This window comes from Myxococcus sp. MxC21-1 (genome assembly GCF_032612255.1).
Taxonomy (GTDB): Bacteria; Myxococcota; Myxococcia; order Myxococcales; family Myxococcaceae; genus Myxococcus; species Myxococcus virescens.
In genome coordinates this window covers 4,215,205-4,237,871 of sequence record NZ_CP123278.1, presented here as the reverse complement: position 1 = coordinate 4,237,871, position 22,667 = coordinate 4,215,205, and the positions used below count along the sequence as shown (strand labels likewise).

Genomic DNA, 22,667 nt, shown 5'->3' with positions numbered 1-22,667 from the left:
TGTGCCTCAGGACGGGGCACCCACCTCGTAGCGGGCCGCATCCGCCCGCTTCAACTCCAGCCCCAGGCCCGGACGCGACAGGTCCGGCGCGAGCGTCCCATGCCTGACCGAAGCCACGCCGTCGAAGAGCATCCGCTCCAAACGTGCGTGGTCGTGAAAATACTCGATGTGCACCAGCCGCCGCGCCGCGCACGCCACATGGGCATGGAGCGCGGGGGCGCAGTGGGCAGAGAGAGGCACGTCGAACGCGTCGCACAGCGCGTCTGCCTGAAGGAACCCGCTGATGCCCAGGCAGCGCGTGGCGTCCGCCTGGAGAACATCCACCGCGCCCGCCTCCAGCATGCGCCGGAAGTAGAGGCCGCTGTCCCCATACTCGCCCGCCGCCACGGCCATGCCGGCGGGGACGCGAGCACGCAGGCGGTGGAGCCCCTCCAGGTCATCACTGGAGACGGGCTCTTCGAACCAGGAGACACCGTGCGCCGCGAAGCGCTCCGCGAGCGAGAGGGCCTGCGGCACCGTGTATGCACCGTTGGCATCCACGAAGAGCTCCGCGCGTGGCCCAATGGCGCGCCGCGCGGCCTCCACCCGGGCTGGGTCCTCCTCGGGGTGGCTGCCCACCTTCATCTTCACCCGTGGAATCCCCTGCTCCACCCAGCCGGCGAGCTGCGCCTGGAGCCGCTCGATGGAGTACGAGGTAAAGCCCCCGCTGCCGTAGACAGGTGCCGCATCCCTCGCGGCGCCCAGCAACCGCACCAGCGGCAGGTCCAGCAAGCGCGCCTTCGTGTCCCACAACGCCACGTCCACCGCGGAGAGCGCCATGGACACCAGTCCCGGCCTCCCCCTGTTGCGGACCTCTCTCAGCAATGAGCGCATCCGCGCCGGCACGTCCATCACGTCGTGTCCCTCAAGCGCCCGGGTGAGCGAGCGGCGGATGAGGCTCGCCGCCGACGCGTCCGCGTACGTGTAGCCGAGCCCGCGCGTGCCTCCCGCCGTCAGCTCCACCACCACGAGCGTCGTGCTGTCCCACTCGATGGTGCCGTCCGCCTCCTGCGCGTCCGTTGGGACCTCGTAAGCAAGAACCTCGCAGCGCTCGATGGGCACCGCCTCGCTGAGCCTCTGGACCATGGCCTCTCCCCGCGCATCAGCCCCTCCCCCCCCATCACCTCGAGAGAGTTCTTGCCCGCTCCGGCTGCCCTGGGGATGTCTGGGTGAGCGCTCCCACGCCAACCGGAGGGGGCGCGCGTGGGCAGCTTTCCAACATGAAGCCTAGTGACTGGCATGGCCTCTGGGTGCCGGACCTGCGTAAGTTGCTGGTCCTCCGCTTGTCCAGCAGCCAGTGCAATGGCCCTCATCGTGCGCCGTAGGGCGAACACACGCCCCCGAGGTCCCCCCGTGTCCGCCCTTATCGAGGATGTCCGCTTCTCTCTCCGGCTCTTGCTGAAGAACCGTGGGTTCACGCTGGTCTGTCTCCTGACGCTGGCCCTGGCCATCGGGGCGAACACGGCCATCTTCAGCGTGGTGAACGGGGTGCTGCTGCGGCCGCTGCCGTACCCGGAGCCAGACCGGCTGATGCAGGTGGTGCGAGTCACCAAGGACCACGGGCGGTCGGCGTCGCAGTCCATCGCGGGATACGTGTGGATGTCCGCGGAGGGGTCGCCCTTCTCGCGCGTCACGGCATACGAGGTGCTGCCTTCGGGCTTCAGCGCCGTGGGCGACGGCATGCCGGAGCGATTGCCGGGCATGCGCGTGACGGCGGGCTTCTTCGAGACCTTCGGCGTGAGGCCGAGGCTGGGACGCGGCTTCCTGCCGGAGGAGGACGTGGTGGGCGGGCCTCGCGTGGTCGTCCTCAGCGAGAGCCTGTGGCGGCGGCGCTTCGGCGGCGCGCCGGACGTGGTGGGCCGCTCCGTCGTCCTCAATGACGAGTCCTATACGGTGGTGGGCGTGGCGCCCGCGTCGTTCGCGTATCCCACGGGCGTGCACCTGTGGACGCCGCTCCAGCTCGACCTCACGGACCGGACCAACTCCCACTTCCTCTTCGTCACCGGCAGGCTGCGCCCGGGCGTCTCGGCCGACGGCGCGGCGGCGGCGCTGGAGACATTGGGGGGACGCGTGCGCGCGGAGAACCCGGCCCTGCTTGATGAGGGCCAGGAGTTCGCCCCGGTGGACCTGCGGGCGTTCCTCGCGGGCGACACGCGGTTGGCGCTCTGGGTGCTGATGGGCGCGGTGAGCCTGGTGTTGCTCATCGCATGTGTCAACCTGGCCAACCTCCAGCTCGCGCGGGCGGCGGCGCGCAACCGCGAACTGGTGGTGCGGGCGGCGTTGGGCGCGGCGCCGGGGCGGCTCGCGCGGCAGATGCTCACGGAGAGCCTCTTGCTCTCCGTGGCCGGCGGAGGCTCGGGGTGCTGTTGGCGATGGCGGTGTTGCCCGGGTTGTTATCGCTGGCGCCGGACACCTCGGCGCTGCTGCCCGGGGACGGAGGGCTCGCGGGCGCGCAGGTGGGCATTGATGGCACGGTGTTGGGCTTCACGCTGGCCGCGTCGCTCCTCACGGGCCTGTTGTTCGGGCTGTTGCCCGCGTGGCAAGCGTCGCGCACGGACCTCCAGATGGCGCTCCGCGAGGGCAGCCAGCGGGCGACCCTGGGCCCGGGGGCGGGCGCACGCGCGCGTTCCTGGTGGTGGGTCAGGTGGCGTTGGCGGTGATGTTGCTGGTGGGCGCGGCGCTGCTCATCCGCGGGTTCTCCGCGCTGCAGAGCGTGCAGCCGGGCTTCGACCCGCACGGCGTCCACGTGCTGCGGCTGTCGCTCCCGGAGGGACGCTACGGCACGTTGCAGGCACTGGAGCGCTTCGAGACGCAGGTGGTGGAGCGCGTGCGGGCGTTGCCTGGCGTGGAGGCGGTCGGGTTCGCCACGTCGCTGCCCATGGACAGGGGCCCCAGCATGTCGTTCGCCATCGAGGGCAAGTACACGGGGGATGACAACGGCCCCGGCGCGGGCTGGGGGCAGTACCGCCCGGTGACGCCGGACTACTTCGGTGTGATGCGCATTCGCCTCGTCCGCGGGCGGCTGCTGGCGGAGAACGACGTGGCGGGCTCGGAGCCGGTGGTGGTCATCAACGAGACGGCGGCGCGCAGGTTCTGGCCGGGCGAGGACCCCTCGGCCAGCGCATCCGGGTGGCGCATTCGGTGCCGTCCCTCCGGGACGTGGTGCCCCGCGTCGTGGTGGGCGTGGTGCGGGACGTGCGCGAGGACGGCCTGAATGACGATCCTCCCCCGCTGCTGTACCTGCCGCCGGGACAGATGTCGCAGGGCGTCGCGTCGATGGTCGTGCGGATGATTCCGCAGAACCTGCTGGTGCGCGCCAGGGGCGGCCACGCGGACGTCGTAACGGCCGTCCAGCGCGAGGTGTGGGCGGTGGACGCGCAGCAACCGGTGATGGAGACGCTGAAGCTGGAGGACCACGTCGCGCGCTCGCTCGGCTCCGAGCGCTTCAACATGATGTTGCTGGGGATGATGGCGGCGCTGGCGCTCGCGCTGGCCGCAGTGGGCATCTACGGCGTGTTGTCCTATCTGGTGAGCCAGCGGACACGGGAGATGGGCGTGCGACTGGCGCTCGGCGCTACGCAGGGCGATGTGGTGAGGCTGGTGCTCCGACAGGGCCTGGGCTCGGTGGCGGGCGGGGTGGTGCTGGGGTGCGCGGGCGCGCTGGCGCTGACGCGGGTGGTGTCCGGCTTCGTCCACGGCGTCAGCGCCCTGGACCCGCTGTCCTTCGTCGCCGCGCCGCTGGTGCTGCTGGGCGTGGGACTGGTGGCCACCTGGGTGCCCGCGCTGCGTGCCTCGCGCGTGGACCCCATCATCGCGCTCAAGTACGACTGAGGCAGGCGGGCCCGTGCCGCACATCGAACGTCCTGGAGACTTCCTCAGTCGTCCGAGCGCAGCGCCTCGTGCAGCGGCACGCGGGTGACGCGGCGCGCGGGCAGCCAACTGGCCAGCAACGCCACTGCGGCGAGCAGCGCGGGCACGGCCGCGAAGGTGACGACGTCGAACGCGCTCACGCCATACAGGACACTGGACAGGCTGCGCGCGAACACGGCGGCGCCGACGAGCCCCAGGAGGACGCCGGCCACGGCCATCCGAAGCCCCTGCCCCACCACGCGCCACACCAGATAGTGCCCGGTCGCGCCCAACGCCATGCGGATACCCAGCTCGCGCGTCCGCTGACTGACCGAATAGGACAACACGCCGTAGAGCCCCACGCCCGCGAGCACCAGCCCCAGCACCGCCAGGGCCACCAGCAGCGAACCCAGCACCTTCGTGTGACCCAGGCTGGCGTCCACGACCGATTCCAGGGAGCGCACGGGGACTCTCGGGAGCTCGGGGGCCACGGCGCGAAGCTGCTCGCGCAGCACCGGGGCCAGCGCGACAGCGTCCTGCGAGGCACGCACGGTGAGCAGCATGTGCAGTCCCCAGAGCTGTCCCATGGGGACAAAGGCCTCGCTGACCGGGGGCGCATCCAGGCTGTTGTGCTGGACATCCCCCACCACGCCCACGACTTCGCGGAAGGCCTCACCGTCGAGCACCAGTTGCACGCGCTGCCCCACCGCGCTCCGCCCGGGGAAGTAGCGCCGGGCGAACGTCTCGTTCACCACGACCACCGGCGCGGTGCCCGGCCCATCCCAGGCCTCGATAGTGCGCCCTTCCTTCAGCGGGATGCCCAGGGTGTTGAAGTAGCCGTCGCTGGTGGTGCGGAAGTGGACCAACTCCCGGGAGTCCGCCTGTGATGCCACCTCGCCCGGAAGCAGCACCGGCGCCAGGCCATTGCGTCCCCACAGGGGCACCGTGCTGGACATGCCCGCGGACGTCACGCCTGGAAGCGCGCGCACCCGCTCCAACACGCTGGAGAAGAGGGCCCGTTGGACGGCCTCGTCCCGGTACTTCGCCGACGGAAGGGAGAGGTCCACCACGGTGACGCCCTGGGGATTGAAGCCCAGCGGCACCACGCTCAAGGCATGGACGGTGCGAAGCATCAGGCCCGCGCCCACCAGCGGAATCAGTGCCAGGGCCACCTGCGCGACCACCAGCGCCACGCGCCCGCCTTCGCCCCGCGTGGCCCCTGCGCCGCCTCGCAGCCCGCCCAGCGCGCCCCGCGCATCCGCGCGCGACACCCGCAGCGCGGGGACCAGGCCAAAGAGGAGGCTGGTCACCACCGAGAGAACCAGCGCGATGCCCAGGACATGCGGCTGCAGACGGAGCGCCTCGGCATCCACGAACTGAGGCGGCATGAGCGCGCGCAGCAGATCCATGCCCCACATCGCCAGGACCAGTCCGGCGGCGCCACCCACGAGCGCCAACATCCCGCTCTCCACCAGGAACTGCCGCACCAGCCGCCCTCGGCCCGCGCCCAGGGCGGCGCGCACTGACACCTCACGCTCCCGCGCGGAAGCCCGCGCCAGCAACAGGTTGGCCACGTTGGCGCAGGCCACCAGCAGCACCAACGCCACGACGCCGGCCAGGAGCCACAGCCGCTCCTGGGAACCCTCCACCACCTGGGTGTGCAAGGGCACCAGCCGCACCCCAGCGGGCTCCTCCGTGAAGCCCGGCTCGCGCACCAGCGCGGCGCCCAGGGCCGTCATCTCCGTGCGTGCCTGCTCCGCGGACACGCCTTCGCGCAGGCGCCCCACCACCCGCAGCCACACCCCTCCGGCCGACTCATCCGCGGCCAGGACCAACGGCTTCCACGCCTCCACATCCGGTGCGAAGCGGAATCCCGCGGGCAACACCCCCACCACCGTGTGGAGCTGGTCATCCACCATCAACGTCTGTCCCACCACGTCCGGGCGGCCACCGAAGCGCCGCTGCCACAGCGCATGCGACAGGAGAAGGCCATTGGCGTCCCTGTCCGCGCGGAAGTCCTGTCCGAGCAAGGGCCGCACGCCCAGGAGCGAGAACAAGCCCGCTGTTGCCCGCCCCGCGCGCACCCGCTCCAGTTCGCCGTCACCCGCCAAGGTGATGTCGCGGATCGACAGCCCCTCCAGTCCCTGGAACGCAAACGCACGCTCGCGCCAGGCCTGGAGCGACTGCAACGACACGCCCAGCCGCTCGCGCTGGGGCGTCGACTGGTACAGCGTCACCAACTGCTCCGGCGCCCGGTACGGCAACGGCCGGAGCAGCACCTGGTACACCGCGCTGAAGACGGCGGTGGTGGCGCCAATGGCCAGCGCCAGCGTGGTGATGATGACCAGCGTGAATGCGGCCTCGCGCCGCATGCGACGCAGGGACAATCGAACGTCCTGAAGAAGCTGGGACATGAAGACCAGACTCCACTGCAACTCCAACGCCATCAAACGTCGCGCCCGACAGGGCCCTTCGCACACCCGGCCGGGACGGGATTCGCGTTCGCCTGTGGCACGCGAAATCCCATCATCGGACACGAGCCCGGTCCGCTCCCAACGCGGCCAAAAGAAGCGTGGCGCCGCGGTGGAACCCGATGCGTGACAGCCCGACCGGGCGGCCATTGCAATATGCGTTACCCGCAATCCCTTACTTCCCTTCTTGACACCCCTGACGCTGCGTGGCACATATCTGCGCCACTTCAATAATGAAAATCATTATCATTATCCACTTATGAGCCCAACGAGCGGGCGCAGGCATCCAGAAGGAGGAACAGGGACATGGGAACGCCCACCCGGGTGGCACTCGTCACAGGTGCCGCACAAGGTATTGGCGCGGCAGTGGCACGTGCGCTGGCGGGCGAAGCCCTCATCGCCGCGGTCGACACCAACGCGGACGGCCTGAGCGCCCTGGTGGCCGAGCTCCGGCAGAAGCATCAACACGCGGTGGCCTACCCGGCCAGCGTGAGTGATGTCGCCGCCGTCGACGCCGTGGTGGAGCGCATCGAGCGGGAGTTGGGCCCCATCGAAGTGCTGGCCAACGTGGCGGGCGTCCTGCGCACGGGCCCCATCCTGTCCTACAGCGACGAGGACTGGGCGTTCACCTTCTCCGTCAACACGCTGGGCGTGTTCCAGGTGTCCCGCGCCGTGGCCCGGCGCATGGTGCCCCGGCGAAGCGGTGTCATCGTCACCGTGGGCTCCAACGCCGCCGCCGTGCCCCGCACGCAGATGGCCGCGTACGCCGCCTCCAAGGCCGCCTCCAGCATGTTCACCAAGTGCCTGGGCCTGGAGCTGGCCCCACACGGCATCCGCTGCAACGTCGTGTCCCCCGGCTCCACGGACACCGCCATGCAGCGCGCGCTCTGGGCGGATGACTCCGGCGCGCAGGCGGTGATTGCCGGCTCGCCCGAGGCCTATCGCCTGGGCATCCCCCTGCAACGCATCGCCACCCCCGAGGACATCGCCAACGCGGTGCGGTTCCTCGTCTCGGACGCGGCACGCCACATCACCCTGCACGACCTCCGCGTCGACGGGGGCGCGACGCTCGATGCCTGACCCCGCCCTCGCGCGGCCGCCCAGGCCCACGCCCCTCAAGAAGTTGAGAATGATTACTAGGATCCACTTCACAACCTGCCACCAAGGCGCCGCCATGTGGCGCCCTGTGCATGACGCCCGCTGAGCCGAAGGAACAGGAACACCCCATGGGACCGCAGACACTCGCCGCGCAGTTGCTCGAGAGCTACGAGGCTGGCTCTTCGTTCTTCTTCGCCACGCCGCGCCGCACGCTGCTGGCGCGCGGCACCTTCGCCACCGTGCCGCACCAGGGCGGCGCGGATGCCCTGGCGCGGCTCCCCGAGCGCGTGACGGCGGTGCTGAATGACGCGCGCCAGGCCGACCACGACATCCCCGTGGCGGTGGGCGCGGTGCCCTTCGACGGCTCGGTGCCCGCACAGCTCGTGGTGCCGCTGACGCTCCAACGCGCCGGACCGCTGGTGTTCGACAAAGACGTCCCGGTGCAGCGGCCGTTCAGCGCCAGCTACACCGTCCAGCCGGTGCCGGAACCCGCCGCGTACCTGAACGGCGTCGCGCAGGCGCTGAAGCTGATGCAGAGCGGGCCGCTCCAGAAGGTGGTGCTGTCACGTTCGTTGCACCTCAACGCCGCCGCCCCCATCGACCTGCGGCAGCTGCTGCGCAACCTCGCGCAGCGCAACCCTTCGGGCTACACCTTCGCCGCCGACCTCCCCCAGCAGGATGGGACCAGCGGCGCGGAACTGCGCACGCTCATTGGCGCCAGCCCCGAGCTGCTCGTGTCCCGCTCCGGGTTCCAGGTGGTCGCCAATCCCCTGGCCGGCTCCGCGGCCCGCAGCGCGGATCCGCTGGAGGACCAGGAGCGCGCCGCCGCGCTGCTGAAGTCGCCCAAGGACCTGCACGAGCACGCGGTGGTCATCGACGCCGTCGCGGAGGCGCTGCGGCCGTACTGCAAGACGCTGAACGTGCCCGCCGGTCCGTCGCTCGTGAACACCGCCACCATGTGGCACCTGTCCAGCCGCATCACCGGTGAGCTGGCCGACCCCTCCATCTCCTCGCTGACGCTGGCGGCGGCCATGCACCCGACACCCGCGGTGTGCGGCTACCCCACGCGGCTGGCGCACGAGGCGATTGGCTCCATCGAGCCCTTCGAGCGCGGCTACTACACCGGCACGGTGGGCTGGTGCGACGCCACGGGTGACGGGCAGTGGGCGGTGACCATCCGCTGCGCGGAGGCCAGTGAGCGCACCCTGCGCATCTTCGCGGGCGCGGGCATCGTGGTGGGCTCCACGCCCGAGTCCGAGCTGGCGGAGACCGAGGCCAAGTTCCGCACCATGCTCCACGCCATGGGCCTGGGCCACGGTGCCGGGGTGCAGTCATGACGTCCCCCGTCCTCCCTGGCTGCCCCACGGCCGGAGGCCTACGCCGCCCGCTACCGCGAGGCTGGCTACTGGCGCGGCGAGACGTTCGGCCAGCTCCTCCACGAGCGCGCCCAGCGTCACGGCGAGCGGACCGCGCTGGTGGCCGGAGAGCGCCGCCTCACCTACGCCGACCTGGACGCCCGCGTCAGCCAGCTGGCCGCCGGCTTCCATGCCCTGGGCATCCAGGCCCAGGACCGCGTGGTGGTGCAGCTGCCCAACGTGGCCGAGTTCTTCGAGGTCGTCTTCGCCCTCTTCCGCCTGGGCGCGCTGCCGGTGTTCGCGCTTCCCGCGCACCGCGCTTCGGAGATTGGCTACTTCTGCGCCTTCACGGAGGCGGTGGCCTACGTCATCGCGGACAAGCAGGCCGGGTTCGACTACCGCACCCTGGCTGAGCAGGTGCGCGGCACCTGCCCGACGCTGAAGCACGTCATCGTCGCCGGTGACGCAGGCCCCTTCACGGCGCTGAGCAGCCTGTACGCCGCGCCCACGGCGCTGCCGCCGGGGCCCGCGCCCAGCGACGTGGCCTTCTTCCAGCTCTCCGGCGGAAGCACGGGCGTGCCCAAGCTCATCCCGCGCACGCACGACGACTACATCTACAGCCTGCGCGGCAGCGTGGACATCTGCCAGCTCGACGAGACGAGCGTGTACCTGTGCGCGCTGCCCGCGGCGCACAACTTTCCGCTCAGCTCGCCGGGCGTGCTGGGCACCTTCTACGCGAGCGGCACGGCGGTGCTGGCGCCCAACCCCAGCCCGGACACGGTGTTCCCGCTCATCGAGCGCGAGCGCGTCACCATCACCGCGGTGGTGCCACCGCTGGCCATGGTCTGGATGGACGCGGCCAAGACGCGCCGGCATCAGCTCGCCAGCCTGCGGGTGCTTCAGGTCGGTGGCGCGCGCCTCAGCACCGAGGCGGCCATGCGGGTGAAGCCCACGCTGGGCTGCACGCTCCAACAGGTGTTCGGCATGGCCGAGGGCCTGGTCAACTACACGCGCCTGGATGACCCCGAGGACGTCATCGTCAGCACCCAGGGCCGGCCCATCTCCCCGGACGACGAGCTCCGGGTGGTGGACGAGGACGGCGAAGACGTGGCGCCGGGTGAGACGGGCCAGCTGCTGACGCGCGGGCCGTACACCATCCGCGGCTACTACAAGGCGGAGGCCCACAACGCGAAGGCCTTCACCGACGACGGCTTCTATCACACCGGTGACGTGGTCCGCGTGACGCCCCAGGGCTACCTGGTGGTGGAGGGCCGCGCCAAGGATCAGATCAACCGGGGCGGCGACAAGGTCGCGGCCGAGGAGGTGGAGAACCACCTGCTGGCCCACCCCGACGTGCACGACGCCGCGGTGGTCGCCGTTCCGGACGCGTTCCTGGGCGAGCGCACCTGCGCCTTCGTCATCGCGCGCGGCACGCCGCCGGCGCCCCATGTCCTCACGGCCTTCCTGCGCCAGCGTGGTCTGGCCGCCTTCAAGATTCCCGACCGGGTCGAGTTCGTCGAGGCGTTCCCCAAGACGGGCGTCGGCAAGGTCAGCAAGAAGGCGCTGCGCGACGTGCTCGCCGGCGCTCCCTCCCCCACTCCGGTTTCGCGCGCGACGCGCTGAAAGGAACTCCCCATGGCGCTCCCCGCCATCGCTCCCTATCCCATGCCCGGCGCCACCGACCTGCCGAAGAACAAGGTCTCCTGGACGCCGGACCCGAGCCGCGCCGTGCTGCTCATCCACGACATGCAGCGCTACTTCGTGGAGGCCTTCACGCAGGGCCAGTCGCCCGTGACGGAGCTGGTCGCCAACATCCAGCGGCTGCGGCAGCACTGCACGGCGCTGGGCATCCCCGTCGTGTACTCGGCCCAACCGGGTGGTCAGACGCCCGAGCAGCGCGGCCTGCTGCTGGACTTCTGGGGCGGCGGCATCAACGGCGGACCGGATCAGAAGCGCATCATCGACGCACTGACGCCCGCCGAAGGCGACATCCAGCTCACCAAGTGGCGCTACAGCGCGTTCCGCAAGACGGACCTGATGGACCAGATGAAGAAGCTGGGCCGCGATCAAATCCTCATCTCCGGTATCTACGCGCACATCGGCTGCCTGCAGACGGCCAGCGACGCCTTCATGAGCGACGTGCGGCCCTTCCTCATCGCCGACGCGCTGGGTGACTTCTCCCTGGCGCACCACCAGCTCGCGTTGAGCTACGCGGCCCAGCTGTGCGCCGTCACCACCACCACACAGCAGGTGCTCGACGCGCTGGGCCCCGTCTCCACGTCCAGCACACTCACCCGCGAGCAGGTGCGCGCGGAAGTGGCGGAGCTGCTCCAGGAGTCGCCGGAGGCGCTGGGGGACGACGACAACCTGCTCGAGCGCGGAATGGACTCCATCCGGTTGATGACGCTGGTGGAGAAGTGGCGGGCCGCTGGCGCGGAGACCACCTTCGTGGAGCTGGCCGAACGGCCGACGCTCGCCGACTGGTTCACGCTGCTCTCCCTGGGCAACACGCCCGCTTCCCGGAACGCCGCGTAGCTCCGCGGTGCGCGAGTCACCTCGCGCCCCTGACGCATGAACACACGGGAGTCCCTGGCGATGGGCGAAACACACGAAGCAGGTTGGCCGCTGTCCGCGGCCCAACATGGAATCTGGGTCGGCCAGCAGTTCGACCTCACGAGCGCCGTCTACAACGCGGGTGAGTGCATCGAGATCCGCGGGCCGCTCGTCGTGGAGCACTTCGAGTCCGCCTTGCGTCATGCCATTGACGAGGCGGAGGCGCTCCACGCGCGCTTCGCCCCCGGTGCCTCCGGCCCCGTGCAGTTCGTGCAGCCCCCCGCGTCGTGGCAGCTGCACGTCGCCGACATCAGCCACACGCCTGATCCCTGGGCCGCGGCCCAGTCCTGGATGCATGAGGACCTGACGCGCACGGTGGACCTGGGCCAGGGCCCGCTGTTCGCGGAGGCGTTGTTCAAGGCGGCGCCGGACCGTTACTTCTGGTTCCAGCGAGCCCACCACATCGCCCTGGACGGCTTCGGCTTCTCGTTGGTGGCTCGCCGCGTGGCGGACCTCTACACGGCCCGGGTGACGGGCAAGCCCGCCACGAACGGGTTCGGCTCGCTCCGCGCCGTCCTCGATGAGGACGCCGCCTACCAGGGGGCGCGCAGCACGCCGCGGACCGCGCCTTCTGGGTGGAGCGCTTCTCCCATGGCCCTACGCCCGTGGCGCTCGCGGAGCCCGCGCCAATGACGCCGCGATTCGTGCGCCAGACGCGGCACCTGTCGCCCGCGGACCTGGAGCGGATGCAAGCCGCCGCGAAGCAGGCCGGGCTCACGTGGCCGGACCTGGTGCTCGCGGCGACGGCGGCCTGGCTGCACCAGCACACCGGTGCGCCCGAAGTCGTGCTGGGTCTGCCGGTGATGACCCGCCTGGGCTCGGCCGCCATCCGCGTGCCGTGCATGGCCATGAACATCGTGCCGCTGCGCGTCCCGGTACGTCCGGACGCCGGCTTGTTCGCCATGGCCCGAGACGTGGCCGCGGAGCTGCGCGCCATGAGGCCGCACCTGCGCTACCGCTACGAGCAGCTTCGCCGCGACTTGAAGCGCGTGGGCGGCCAGCGGCGGCTCTTCGGCCCCGTGGTCAACATCATGCCGTTCGACTACGCCCTGCGCTTCGCGGGGATGCCGGCCTTCGCCCACAACCTCTCCGCGGGCCCCGTCGAGGACCTGTCCATCGGCATGTACGCTCGCTCCGATGGCAGCGGACTGCGCGTGGACTTCGACGCGAACCCCGCCTGCTACAGCCCCGACGTCCTGGACACCCACCAACGTGGCTTCCTCCAGTTGTTGGAGTCACTGGTGGCCTCGCCCGAGCAGCCCGTGCGCGCGGCGCCTGCCCCCGCGCGGCCCTCCGTCGTGGATGGCGGGCCCCTGCCGATTCCGCAACGGCCCGTGCTGGAGCTCATCAAGGAGCAGGCCCGTGCGCGGCCGGATGCCATCGCCGTGGAGCATGGCGAGCACCGCCTCACCTACGCGGCGCTGCTCCAGTCCGCCCAGGCGCTCGCGGAGCGGCTGCGGGCCGACGGCGCGCGGCCCGACACGCTCGTGGCCGTCTCCCTGCCCCGGAGCATCGACGCCATCGTGGCCACGCTGGGTGTCCTCTTCTCAGGCGCGGGATACCTCCCCGTGGACCCCTTCGGTCCCGAATCCCGGACGAAGGCCATCCTGGATGACGCCGCGCCGCGACTGACGGTGAGCAGCGCCGTGAAGGACCTCACGGCCGGCATGCCTCCGCAGGCGCCCGGGCAGCTCGCGGTGCACCGGCGCGCCGGCTCGGAGCTGCCGGTCACGGCGCCCCAGTCGGGCGGGCCGCTGGCGTACGTCATCTACACCTCCGGCTCCACCGGCCAGCCCAACGGCGTGCAGATTGACCACGACGCCCTGGCCCACTTCGTGGCGGGCGCGACGTTCCGCTACGAGGTGACGCCCGAAGACCGGGTGCTGCAGTTCGCGCCGCTGCACTTCGATGCCAGCGTGGAGGAGATCTTCGTCTCCCTGTGCGCCGGCGCCACGCTGGTGCTGCGCACGGACGAGATGCTCCAGTCGGTGCCCCGGCTGCTCGAGGCCTGCGCCACCCACGGCATCACCCTGCTGGACCTGCCCACGGCCTTCTGGCACGAGCTGGCCTACAGCGTGTCCACGGGCGCGGCCCGGCTGCCGCCCTCGCTGCGCACCGTCATCATCGGCGGTGAGGCCGCCTTGCCCGAGCGCGTCGCCCGCTGGCGCGCCTCCGCTGGTCCCCAGATCCGGCTGCTCAACACCTACGGCCCCACCGAGGCCACCGTGGTGGCCACCGTCGCCACACTCAGCGGCGGTCCCGACGTGACGCCCGCCGGGGAAGACGTGCCCATCGGACGCCCCCTGCCCGGCGTGCGCGCGGTGATTGCCGACGCACAGGGCCGCATCCTCCCCACGGGTGAGGAAGGCGAGCTCCACCTGCTGGGCGGCGCGCTCGCCCGGGGCTACCTGGGCCGCGAGGCGCTGACGGCCACGCGCTTCATCACGCTCGACGCCCTGCCGGGAAGCCCCCGCGCCTACCGCACGGGGGACAAGGTCCGGCTGCGCGAGGACGGCCAGATTGTCTTCGTGGGCCGCGTCGACGACGAGTTCAAGATCAGCGGCCACCGCATCGACCCGTCCGAGGTCGAAACGGCGCTGCTCGGCCACCCGGGCGTGCGCGACGCGGCCGTCGTAGGCCGGTGCTCCCCAGCGGCTCGCGCCGGCTTTGCGCGCACGTCGTCACCACGCAGCCCGCGCCCACCGTGGCGGAGCTGCGGCAGCACCTGCTGGGCGGCCTGCCCGCCCCCATGGTGCCCGGTACCTTCGTGTTCACGGAGCGGCTGCCACGCACCAGCACCGGCAAGCTGGACCGCGCCGAGCTGCGCCGCCTGCTGCCCACCGAAGAGGCCGCGACCACGACAGCGGGAACCACGGCCCTGGAGCGCGTGGTGCTGAAGGTCTGGGAAGAGGTGCTGGGCGTGACGACGACGTCCGCGCAGGATGACTTCTTCGACCTGGGCGGCCAGTCGCTCCAGAGCATCCAGGTCGCCAACCGGCTCGGCATCGAGCTGGGCCGTGAGATTCCCGTCGCCACCGTTTTCCGCTACCCGACGGCGGCCGGACTGGCCCAGGCGCTGGAGCAAGGCACCGACGGCGCCTCCGCCGCCGGGGGCCTCACCGAGAGCATGCTCGCCGACGCCGTGCTGTCCGAGGACGTCGTCCCCAAGCTCACGGTGGATTCCGCCGAGCCCCCGCGGCTGCGTCAGGTCGTCCTCACCGGAGCCACCGGCTTCGTCGGGGCGCACCTGCTCCACCAGCTCCTGCGCCAGACGGACGCGCGCGTGGTGTGCCTGGTCCGCGCTCGCGACGAGGCGCACGCCCTGGAGCGCATCCAGGCCGCGCTGGCGTCCCAGCAGCTCTCCCCCGAACACCTGACGGAACGCGTGGTGGCGCTGCCCTCGGACCTCACCCAGCCCTGGCTGGGCCTGAGCCAGGCGCGCTTCCACGGGCTGGCCTCGGAGTGTGACACCGTCATCCACAACGCCGCCGTGGTCAGCGTGGTGCGTGAATACGGCAGCCTCCAGGCCGTGAATGTGCGCGGCACCCGCGAGCTGCTGCGCCTGGCCGCCGCGGTCCGCGCCAAGCCCTTCCACTACGTCTCCACCCTGGCCGTGGCGCCGCAGACGGACCTCAGCCCCGACGTGCCGGAGTCCTTCGTGCCCGCGCACCCGGGCCTGCGCGACGGCTACCAGCAGAGCAAGTGGATCGCCGAGCGGCTCGTCGAACAGGCCGGAGCGCGTGGCCTCCCCGTGGCCGTGTACCGACTGGGCCGCGTGGTGGGTGCGCCCGACAGCGCCATCGTCAACCCACAGGACCTGGTGTGGCGCATCCTGCTGGCGGGAATCCCCGTGGGCGCGCTGCCCCAGCTCGACGTCGCCGAGGTGTGGACGCCCGTGGACTACGTGGCGGGAGCCATCGTCCGCATGGCGCGCGACGCCCGCCCGCCCACGGTGTTCAACCTGTGTCCCACGCCCGAGGTGAAGCTCCGTGAGCTGTTCGCCTGGGTCCGTGACTACGGCTACCCCGTGGAGCACTGCCCCGTGGGTGAGTGGCGCAACCGCGTGGCCGAGCGCGCCGGGACCGGGGAGAACCAATCCACGCTCGCCTTTTTCGACCTGCGCTCGGGCACGGACGTGCCCGCGTTTGGCCTGGGCCCCATCCGCTGTGAGCGGGTCCATCAAGCGCTCGAGGGAACGGGCATCACCTGTCCGCCCACGGACCGTGCGCTGCTGTACCGATACCTCGACTACTGCATTGCGCGGGGCCTGCTGCCGCCCGTGCCCGCAACCCGCCTTCCAACCGAAACGGCACTCCCGTGACGAACCCCACCTGGACGCCACACTCCTGGCGGCACAAGCCCGTCAAGTACATGCCGGAGGACTATCCGGACGCGCAGGCCCTGGCCCAGACCGAGGCCGAGCTGTCCCGCCTGCCTCCGCTCGTCTTCGCGGACGAGACGCGCCGGCTCACCGCCCGGCTCGCCAAGGTCGCTGAAGGCAAGGCCATCCTGCTGCAAGGGGGCGACTGCGCGGAGAGCTTCAAGGAGTTCACCACCGACAACATCCGGGACACCTACCGGCTGCTGTTGCAGATGGCCATGGTGCTGACCTTCGCCGGCAACCGGCCGGTGGTGAAGGTGGGCCGCATCGCCGGGCAGTTCGCCAAGCCGCGCTCCAGCCCCATGGAGACGCTGGGCGGCGTCACCCTGCCCAGCTACCGCGGGGACATCATCAACGGTATGGAGTTCGACGCCCAGGCGCGAACGCCAGACCCGCGCCGGCTGCTCAAGGCCTATCACCAGTCCTCCGCCACGCTGAACCTGCTGCGAGCCTTCGCCCAACGCGGCTACGAGGAGCTCGCCGAACCCCAGCGCTGGCCCCAGGGCGGCATCAACCGCTTGCTGGCGGACCGCATCCTCGAATCCCTGTCGTTCATGCGGGCGCTGGGGGTCAGCCCGGAGCCTCGCAGCAGCTCCAATGCCATCGACTTCTTCACCAGCCACGAAGCCCTGCTCCTCAACGTGGAGGAGGCCATGACGCGCGCCGAGCCCGACGGCAGCGGCTGGTACGACGCGTCCGCGCACATGCTGTGGATTGGCGAGCGCACCCGCCAGCTCGACGGTGGCCACGTGGAGTTCATGCGCGGCATCCAGAACCCCATTGGCATCAAGTGTGGCCCCACCATGGAGCCCGACGAACTGCTCCGGCTGATGGACCTCCTCAATCCCCAGGGCATCCCGGGCCGCATCACCCTCATCGGGCGGTTTGGCGCGGACCTGGTCGCGGAACGGCTGCCCCGGCTCATGGCCGCCACCCGCCGGGACGGGCGCCCGGTCATCTGGTCCATCGACCCGATGCACGGCAACACCCACAAGGCCGGCAATGGCTACAAGACGCGCTCCTTCGACCGCATCCTCACGGAGGTGTGTGGCTTCATGGACGCCGCCGCCGCGGAAGGCGTCCACCCGGGGGGCCTGCACCTGGAGATGACCGGGCAGAACGTCACCGAATGCCTGGGCGGCCCCCAGCCCGTGACGGAAGACGACCTCTCCAGCCGCTACCACACCCACTGCGATCCGCGCCTCAACGCGGACCAGGCCCTTCAGTTGGCCTTCCTCGTCGCCGAATCCATGCCGTCCCTTCGCACGCACGAAGCCCGTGCGGCCTGAATCGCTGGAGCCTTTCGTGACCGCCTCGTTCACACCGCGACAGGAGCGTCTGCTCATCCTGCTGCTGGCGGGCGTGCAGTTCACCCACTTGCTGGACTTCATGATCGTCCTGCCGCTGGGTCCGGAGTTCATGCGGCTGTTCAGTCTGTCAGCCGCGCAGTTCGGAACGTTGGTGTCCTCCTACACGTTGGCCTCCGCCGCCATGGGCGTGCTGGGGCTCGCGTGGGTCGACAGGTTTGGCCGCAGAAGCACGTTGCTGGTCATCCTGGGGGGGTTCATCACAGCCACGCTGGCCTGCGGCGCGGCGCAGAGCCACGCGTGGCTGCTGGTGGCCCGGAGCATCGCTGGAGGATGCGCGGGCCTCATGGGCGCGGTCATCATGTCCATCATCGCGGACACCATCCCCGGTGAGCGCCGGGGCCAGGCCATTGGCACGGTGATGTCATCGCTCGGGTTGTCCGCGGTGGCGGGCGTTCCCCTGAGCCTGGGCATGGCCAACATGCTCGGCTGGCGCGCACCCTTCTGGGCCATTGGCCTCCTTGGGGCGCTCCTGTGGTTCGGGCTGCTCGCCGTGCTTCCGCGGCTGGATGCACATGTCACCCCGGACTCGGGGCGTCAGGCGCCTTCCGTCACGGCGCTCTTCACGCCGGGCTTCGCGCTGGGCTGGCTGCTGACGTTCAGCGTCGCCTTCTCCAGCTTCTTGCTGATTCCGTACCTGAGCGCGTTCATGGTCGGGAACCTCGGGCTGAAGCAGACCGACCTGCCCTGGGTGTACCTCGCTGGCGGCGCCGCCGCTGCTCGCGGCGCGTCAGGTGGGCCGCTGGGTGGACCGGTTTGGCCCCGCCCGGGTGCTCGGGCTGCTGCTGGTGGGCACCATGGTGCCGCACCTGGGCTTCACGCACCTTCCCGCCACTCCGCTGCCGGTGGTGATGGGCGCCTTCGTCCTCTTCATGTCCCTGACGTCCACGCGGCCCATCCCCACCATCGCGTTGATCTCCGCGAAGGTGCCGCCACCGCTGCGCGGGCGGTACATGGCCATGAACATGACCGCCAGTGACGGCGCCTCCGGGCTCGCGGCGTGGGCCAGCGGCCTGATGCTGGCCACCACGCCTGGCGGTGAGCTGGTGGGCTTCGGGCTGGCCGGATGGCTCGCCGTGGGCGTCACCACCATCTCGCTCTTCATCCTCTGGACCTTTGGCCGTGGCGCCGTCCCGCTCAACGCGGCGCCCACGCCTCGGTGAATCGCAGTCTCCGTCTCGACACACAGAAGGAAACGTCCATGGACACTCCCGTCAAGAAGCACCCTTCCCTGCCGCGTCCCATCCAGGGCGAGCTGAAGCTCGACCGCTCCAACCAGCTCCTCGCCGAGGCGCGGCGGCTGGTCCCCGGCGTCACGCAGTCCATGATGAAGCGCCCGGAGATGTTCGCGCTCGGCGCCTTCCCCGTGTTCCTGGCCAAGGGCAAGGGGGCGCTGGTGGAGGACGTGGACGGCCAGGAGTACATCGACTTCATCGGCGGCCTGGGCGCCAACATGCTGGGCCACAATGACCCGGCCGTCGTGAACGCCATCCGGGAGCACCTGGAGGAAGGTGTCCTCCACTCGCTGCCCACGCCGGTGGAGGTCTCCGCCGCCCAGACGCTGGTGGACCTCATCCCCGGCGCGGAGATGGCGCGCTTCTTCAAGACGGGCGCGGATGCCACGTCCGCCGCCGTGCGCCTGGCGCGCCACATCACCGGCAAGCAGAAGATCATCACCGTCGGCTACAACGGCTGGCACGACCACTTCATGTTCGACACGCCGGGCGTCCCGGCCGCGCTGGCGGCGCTGACCCTCCGGATGCCGCTCTTCACGCCCCCGGACGAGCCGGCCCTGCTGGCCACCATCGAGAAGAACGCCAGCGAGCTCGCCCTGGTGCTGCTGTCGGTGCCCTACAACCGGCCCCTCACCCCGGCCTTCCTGCAGCAGGTGCGCGCCACGTGCACCGCGAACAACGTCCTGTTCGCCCTGGACGAGGTCGTCACCGGCTTCCGGCTCGCCGTGGGCGGCGCCCAGGAGTTCTTCGACGTCCGCGCGGACTTCGTCACGCTGTCCAAGAGCATCGCTGGCGGCATGCCGCTGTCGGCCATCGCCGGTCCGGCGAAGCACCTGAGCCGCCTGAGCGAGCTCCAGGTGTCCACCACCTTCGGCGGTGAGCTGCTGTCGCTGTACGTGTGCGAGGCGGTGCTGAAGGGCTACCGGGATGGCGCCTACATCCAGCACCTGGCCCGCCTGGGCCGCAAGCTGCGCGAGGGCGTCAACGCCCAGGCGGAGGCCGCGGGCTCGTCGTTGCGCGTGATTGGCTACGACGCGATTCCCTTCTTCCTGTTCGCCAAGGACCCGGCGGAGCACGCGAAGCAGATGCAGCCCTTCCAGGCGGGCATGGCCCGCCGGGGCATCCTGCTGCGCCGCGACGTCACCTTCCTCAGCACGGCGCACACGGAGGAGCAGATTGACTACGCCATCGAGATGACGGGCGAAGTCCTCCGCTCCCTCGCGAAGCCGGCGGCGGCCTAGCCCTTCGCGTCGTGGTGGTCCGAGGTGCCGCGCTTCCAATAGCCCGTCACCCGGACCCAGCTCTTGTTGGCGCCACGCTCGTTGATGAGGTGGTCCTTGATGGGGCGCACGGTGTGCGCCTCACCCGCCACCCAGGCGAAGTAGTCTCCCGCGGGGAATTCCAGCCCGCGGATGGCCTGCTGCAGCACGTCCGAGTGCCCCGCCTCCACGCCGTTGCGGTGCAGCCACGTCACCGTCGCGTTGGCGCGGGTGGTGAAGTGCTGCTCTTCGGACGCGTCCGGGACTTCGCAGAACACGATGGCGCGCGTCCCCTCCGGCAGCTCCTCCAGGATGCGGCCAATGGCCGGCAGCGCTGACTGATCGCCCGCGAGCAGGTACCAACTGAAGTCCTGCGCCACGAACGTGGAGCCGCGCGGCCCACCCACGGCCAGCAGGTCACCCACCTGCGCCTTGCTCGCCCACGTCGTCGCGGGCCCCGTGCCGTGCACCACGAAGTCGATGTCCAGCTCGCCTGCCGCGGCGTCATAGCGGCGCGGCGTGTAGTCACGCGCGTCCGGCTTGCGCTCGCCTTCCTTCAGCACCAACCCCGTGGGCGTCACCGTGGGGATGACAGGCATGCGCTTGCCCTCCTCCGGGAACAGCAGCTTCACGTGGTCGTCCGCGCCGGGGCTGTAGAAGCCCTCCAGGTCCTCGCCCGCAAGGGTGATGCGGACCATCTGCGGCGTCACCCGCGTCACCCGCTTCACCTCCAAGAGGCGGAACTTCACGGGGAACGGTCCCCGCCGATAGACACGCTCAGTCGTCGTCGTCACGAATGCTCCAGTTATCGATATTGACTATCATTTTCGATACCATGAAGCCCCCAGGCGGGCAACGAATGAAGGAGCCCCGCGGTGGCCGCCGCTCAGCGAACGGCCAGCCGCGGGGACGTCTGGCATGTGGGTTGACAAAGCTTGCTCACATGCCAGCAAGCAACCTCAGCCGCAGGTCAGGGTCCACCGGCAGTTGTTGGACAGACATTCCCGGGCGCTGCCGCAGATGGCGCCCTTGGCCTTCTTGTTCTGACACTTGCCGGCGTTGAGCCCCCAGCCGCAGTACTGGGTGCTGGCGCAGTCGCTGTCGGTGGAGCAGGTGGAGCTGGTCGGATACTGGGCCGCGCGGGTCTCCTTCGGCACATAGGCCGCCACACCGCTGGTGTCGATGTTCGCCGCGCTGTCCGCCATGCCGGTGCGCGTACCGGTGGCCCGCTCCCACATCCGGATGAACGTCTCGGACGAGCCCTCCAGGCCCGTGGTGTTGACGCCGAGCTGCTTCAGGTCACGCACCACGTCCGGCAGCAGGCCCACGTGAGCCAGGCCGTAGTTGTCGAAGTCCGTGCCCAGCGGCGGCGGGCCAGCGGTGAGCTGCTGCTGGGCCTGGAACGCCGCCTCCGCGGCGAAGCCGGCCGAGCAGGCGCCGTGGGGGCCGAACCGCGGGCGGGTCTGCTGGATGAAGCCGTTGAGGTCCGCGCCGAAGCCCATGTTCACCTTGAGGCCCAGACGGCCGAACTCGTAGGCCTGCGCCAGCGAGCGCGTGGAGCCCTGGCAGTTGTTGGCGACCGGCGTGCGGGTGTAGTCGCGCGTCTCGTCGTGCGCGGTGCGCAGGCCGAACATGCCGCCCGTCTGGCGCAGGTAGCGGATGACGGACGCGGGCGTCGTCTTCTCGTTGGCGGCGAGCCCCGGGTGCATCACCTCACGGAAATGACCGTGGGAGATGTACATGGGGTAGTAGTTGCGGCTCTGGGCGATGGCGAACGTGTCGTCCACGGAGCGCTCGGACATGTGCGCCACGTCGACGAGCATGCCCTTGTTCATCATCTCCGCGACCAGCGCCCGGCCCTCGGACGTCAGGCCCTTGGTGTTCTTGCAGTTGGCGTCCACGTCGAAGCCCAGCGTGAAGCCGTTGCCCGTGAGGCCGCAGTCGGTGTCCACGTGGCAGTTCTCCAGGAACTGCGAGACCTGGAAGATGGCGTTGTGGGGCGCCGCGCCGCCGAAGCGGTTGTCCAGTTGGTGCACCGGCTGGATGGAGCGCACGCCCAGCGAGTAGACGCGATTGAGCTCGGACTGCCAGTTCTTGGTGCCGAACAGCTTGCTCGACTCGATGGAGAGCACCATGGCCAGCTTGCCGGAGGCGATGATCTGCCGCGCGTGCGCCGGCGATAGCGCGATCTCCGCCCACGGCGTGCGAGCGTCGAAGTCACGCGCCATCTGCAACTGCACGTCCACGTCCACCATCTCGTCACAGGGACGCTTGATGTTCTGGTACGGCAGCGCCTTGCAGAGGAACTCGTTGCTCACCAGGGAGATGGTGACCAGGGACATGCCGCCCTGATGCGCCTGCTGCAGCCAGCCCTCCCAGGCCTGCTGATGCGCGATGGTGTCCCAGCGCGGCCACTGCGTGGGCACGCTCATCCGGCCCAGGTGGAGACCGGTGTCGCCCTCCGTCCCTTCGATCTCGCCGATGATCTCCGACGCCACCGCGCCGCCCACCCCGAACATCTGCGACAGCACCGGCACGCCGCTCAGGTTGATTCCGCCCGCGTTGGGGCACACGTTGAGCATGGAGCCCAGGTCCATGCGAACGCGCGCGTGGTCGCTCTCCGGAAAGCCACCGTCACAGCTCACCAGGGAGCCGGTGTGCTTGCCGTGGAACCAACCACCGCCGAACGCCTCCTCGGCGAACATGTGGTGGTGCATCTCCGCGAAGCCAGGAACCGAGACGGGCTGTGCGACTTCGCCCGTCGCGGACTCCTCGACAGGCAAATCTTCATCCGTGGGTTGGCACCCCTGGCTCAGCGCCATGACGGACATGAGGGAGAGGGACAGGAAACGCCGTGGGGCTGCTCCGATACATCGCTGCATACAGTGCACCTTTCCGGTACCGCGGGGAGGTGCACTCGAAGTACCAGGAGCGTGTCCTGTTTTTCAATTATTTCAACTTTTTCTTGGGAAGTGAAACAGACAGGCGTCACACGGTGAG

15 protein-coding genes and 2 pseudogenes are annotated in these 22,667 nt (G+C 70.3%); 13 read left to right on the top strand and 4 right to left on the bottom strand.

All coding sequences use genetic code 11. The features are described from left to right. Positions 1 to 6: 6 nt before the first annotated feature. Positions 7 to 1,125, bottom strand: a complete 1,119-nt coding sequence (locus tag QEG98_RS19225) for an enolase C-terminal domain-like protein (RefSeq protein WP_316567644.1) — start codon at positions 1,123 to 1,125, stop codon at positions 7 to 9. A gap of 153 nt (positions 1,126 to 1,278) precedes the next feature. Here QEG98_RS19225 and QEG98_RS19220 point away from each other — a divergent pair. The 4 genes and pseudogenes from QEG98_RS19220 to QEG98_RS19205 all read left to right on the top strand — a co-directional run. Continuing rightward, positions 1,279 to 2,340: pseudogene (locus QEG98_RS19220) on the top strand (ABC transporter permease); the annotation flags it as partial. Between the two features lie 59 nt (positions 2,341 to 2,399). Continuing rightward, a complete protein-coding gene (locus tag QEG98_RS19215; protein WP_316568098.1) occupies positions 2,400 to 2,699 on the top strand; it encodes a hypothetical protein in 300 nt (99 codons plus the stop codon). Further along, entirely contained in the window at positions 2,684 to 3,253 is a 570-nt protein-coding gene (locus QEG98_RS19210) for an ABC transporter permease (protein ID WP_316567643.1), read from the top strand. The genes QEG98_RS19215 and QEG98_RS19210 overlap by 16 nt, the downstream gene beginning before the upstream one ends. After that, positions 3,199 to 3,870 carry an FtsX-like permease family protein gene (locus QEG98_RS19205; protein ID WP_316567642.1) on the top strand — a complete coding sequence of 224 codons (672 nt, stop codon included), beginning with the start codon at positions 3,199 to 3,201 and terminating at the stop codon, positions 3,868 to 3,870. Before QEG98_RS19210 ends, QEG98_RS19205 begins: the two co-directional genes overlap by 55 nt. A 44-nt stretch (positions 3,871 to 3,914) precedes the next feature. Here the strand turns inward: QEG98_RS19205 and QEG98_RS19200 are convergent, their stop codons facing one another. After that, positions 3,915 to 6,302, bottom strand: coding sequence for an ABC transporter permease (locus tag QEG98_RS19200; protein ID WP_316567641.1), 2,388 nt, complete (start codon positions 6,300 to 6,302; stop codon positions 3,915 to 3,917). 363 nt (positions 6,303 to 6,665) lie between these two features. Here QEG98_RS19200 and QEG98_RS19195 point away from each other — a divergent pair, with 363 nt between their 5' ends. From QEG98_RS19195 to mxcL, 9 genes and pseudogenes are all read left to right on the top strand, one after another. Beyond that, positions 6,666 to 7,439 (top strand): 2,3-dihydro-2,3-dihydroxybenzoate dehydrogenase, encoded by a 774-nt coding sequence (locus tag QEG98_RS19195; RefSeq protein ID WP_011553665.1) that lies wholly within the window; start codon positions 6,666 to 6,668, stop codon positions 7,437 to 7,439. 110 nt (positions 7,440 to 7,549) lie between these two features. Beyond that, the gene (dhbC, locus tag QEG98_RS19190; protein WP_316567640.1) at positions 7,550 to 8,794 is read left to right on the top strand and encodes an isochorismate synthase DhbC; all 1,245 of its coding nucleotides are present in this window, start codon (positions 7,550 to 7,552) and stop codon (positions 8,792 to 8,794) included. A gap of 15 nt (positions 8,795 to 8,809) precedes the next feature. Further along, positions 8,810 to 10,435, top strand: a complete 1,626-nt coding sequence (locus tag QEG98_RS19185; RefSeq protein WP_316567923.1) for a (2,3-dihydroxybenzoyl)adenylate synthase — start codon at positions 8,810 to 8,812, stop codon at positions 10,433 to 10,435. Positions 10,436 to 10,447: 12 nt separating this feature from the next. Beyond that, positions 10,448 to 11,347: an isochorismatase family protein gene (locus QEG98_RS19180; protein WP_316567639.1), complete on the top strand. Its 900-nt coding sequence runs from the start codon at positions 10,448 to 10,450 to the stop codon at positions 11,345 to 11,347. Positions 11,348 to 11,407: 60 nt separating this feature from the next. After that, positions 11,408 to 15,746 (top strand): annotated as a pseudogene (gene mxcG / locus QEG98_RS19175) (myxochelin non-ribosomal peptide synthetase MxcG). Positions 15,747 to 15,796: 50 nt separating this feature from the next. Continuing rightward, a complete protein-coding gene (locus QEG98_RS19170) occupies positions 15,797 to 17,095 on the top strand; it encodes a class II 3-deoxy-7-phosphoheptulonate synthase (RefSeq protein WP_410478075.1) in 1,299 nt (432 codons plus the stop codon). A gap of 16 nt (positions 17,096 to 17,111) precedes the next feature. After that, the gene (locus tag QEG98_RS19165) at positions 17,112 to 18,152 is read left to right on the top strand and encodes an MFS transporter (RefSeq protein ID WP_316567637.1); all 1,041 of its coding nucleotides are present in this window, start codon (positions 17,112 to 17,114) and stop codon (positions 18,150 to 18,152) included. Beyond that, positions 18,139 to 18,336 (top strand): hypothetical protein, encoded by a 198-nt coding sequence (locus tag QEG98_RS19160; RefSeq protein ID WP_316567636.1) that lies wholly within the window; start codon positions 18,139 to 18,141, stop codon positions 18,334 to 18,336. Before QEG98_RS19165 ends, QEG98_RS19160 begins: the two co-directional genes overlap by 14 nt. A 38-nt stretch (positions 18,337 to 18,374) precedes the next feature. Next, positions 18,375 to 19,649 carry a myxochelin B biosynthesis transaminase MxcL gene (mxcL, locus tag QEG98_RS19155; RefSeq protein ID WP_316567635.1) on the top strand — a complete coding sequence of 425 codons (1,275 nt, stop codon included), beginning with the start codon at positions 18,375 to 18,377 and terminating at the stop codon, positions 19,647 to 19,649. On the opposite strand, the gene QEG98_RS19150 is transcribed toward mxcL, so the two are convergent. After that, positions 19,646 to 20,461 carry a siderophore-interacting protein gene (locus QEG98_RS19150; RefSeq protein WP_011553657.1) on the bottom strand — a complete coding sequence of 272 codons (816 nt, stop codon included), beginning with the start codon at positions 20,459 to 20,461 and terminating at the stop codon, positions 19,646 to 19,648. The genes mxcL and QEG98_RS19150 overlap by 4 nt on opposite strands. Before the next feature lie 165 nt (positions 20,462 to 20,626). Further along, positions 20,627 to 22,549 (bottom strand): membrane dipeptidase, encoded by a 1,923-nt coding sequence (locus QEG98_RS19145; RefSeq protein ID WP_316567634.1) that lies wholly within the window; start codon positions 22,547 to 22,549, stop codon positions 20,627 to 20,629. Between the last annotated feature and the right edge of the window lie 118 nt (positions 22,550 to 22,667).